The following is a 1,187-nucleotide window of genomic DNA, read 5'->3' as shown; positions in this document are numbered from 1 at the left end:
CGGCCAGGACCCGCGCGAAGGTGACGCCGGCGCCGAGCGTGATGCGCGGTCCTGAGGCGTCGATCCGGGTCAGCGCCAGGTCCTGTGCGCGCACGACGGTCGAGACGGAAACATCCCCCTCGTTCAGCGCCCGCATCACCAACGTTCCGCCGCCGAGATAGCGCGCGCTGCGGTCCGAGGACAGCGCGCCGGCCGCCTCGCTGGCGCTTGTGAAAGTCTTCACGGTCACGGCCATGATTATGCGGCCTCCTTCAGATGCCGGCGGATCGCCTCGAAGCCTGCCTGATAGATGTCCTCCGCGACCATATGGGTGATGCGGTCGCGATCCTCCGGCTTGGTGGTGAAGCGGGACTCCCAGTGCCAGAAGGTCCGGTCGCCGTCGGTGACCGGCAGCAGCCGGACATGGGCGACGTAGTTGAACATCGGCACCGGCGTATCGAGCAGGCAATAGCTGAAGGACTGTTCCAGGTCCGACAGCGCCAGCAGTTGCTCGCGCAGCTCGGAGCCGTCGTTGAGCTTGAACCGCCTGACGCAGCCGATCTTGTCGGCGGATTGCGCGCGTTCGATCGAGGATGTCGCGACCGCCGGATGCCAGCGATCGTGCCCGTTGAAATCGCGCAGCACGTTCCACGCCGCGTCGGTCGGCGCGTTCAAAATCGTGCTTTTGACGATATGCGGCACGGCTAGCCTCCGAACACGCGCTTGAGCGCATCAAATCCGCCCTGGAACACGCCGCCGCCGATATTGCTGACGAGTTCGATCTCTCGCTCCGGCGCGCAGTCGAACTCGGCGGTCCATTCCATGAAGGTCTGGTCGCCGTCGGTGACGGGGGTCAGCCGCAGCGTTGCGACGTAGTTCTCGACGCCCATCGGCGATTCCAGGATCGAATAGGTGCAGAACATGTCGTAATCGGAGAGGCCGAGCAGCTTCTCGCGGATGCGGTCGCCGTTGCGCAGGCGAAAATCTCGCACACAACCGATCTTGTCGGAGGGCTCGCCGCCCTCGATACGGCTTTCGGCAATGGCCGGATGCCAGTTCGGCAGGCCGTTGAAATCGCGCACCCGCGCCCAGACGCGGTCGTTGCGGGCGTTGACGACGGTGGAGACGTAGACGCGAGCCATAATGCGACCTCAGCTCTTCTTCCGCGGCCCGCGCTCGGCCGGCGGTTCGCCGCCCTCGGCCGCAGG

At 65.8% G+C, this 1,187-nt stretch carries 3 protein-coding genes; all 3 read right to left on the bottom strand.

Going from position 1 to position 1,187, the window contains the following annotated elements; genetic code table 11:
* On the bottom strand, window positions 1-235 hold a 235-nt coding region (locus MOV75_RS38895), incomplete at its 3' end, for an FAD binding domain-containing protein (protein WP_247008138.1).
* A gap of 2 nt (window positions 236-237) precedes the next feature.
* Window positions 238-681, bottom strand: a complete 444-nt coding sequence (locus tag MOV75_RS38890) for an SRPBCC family protein (protein ID WP_246932817.1) — start codon at window positions 679-681, stop codon at window positions 238-240.
* A gap of 2 nt (window positions 682-683) precedes the next feature.
* Window positions 684-1,121 (bottom strand): SRPBCC family protein, encoded by a 438-nt coding sequence (locus MOV75_RS38885; RefSeq protein ID WP_246932815.1) that lies wholly within the window; start codon window positions 1,119-1,121, stop codon window positions 684-686.
* Window positions 1,122-1,187: the final 66 nt, after the last annotated feature.

Origin of the sequence: Bradyrhizobium sp. PRIMUS42, from assembly GCF_023006515.1 — a bacterium.
Lineage (GTDB): Bacteria > Pseudomonadota > Alphaproteobacteria > Rhizobiales > Xanthobacteraceae > Bradyrhizobium.
The sequence above is the reverse complement of the archived record's forward strand: the minus strand, read 5'-3'. Positions and strand labels throughout refer to the sequence as shown.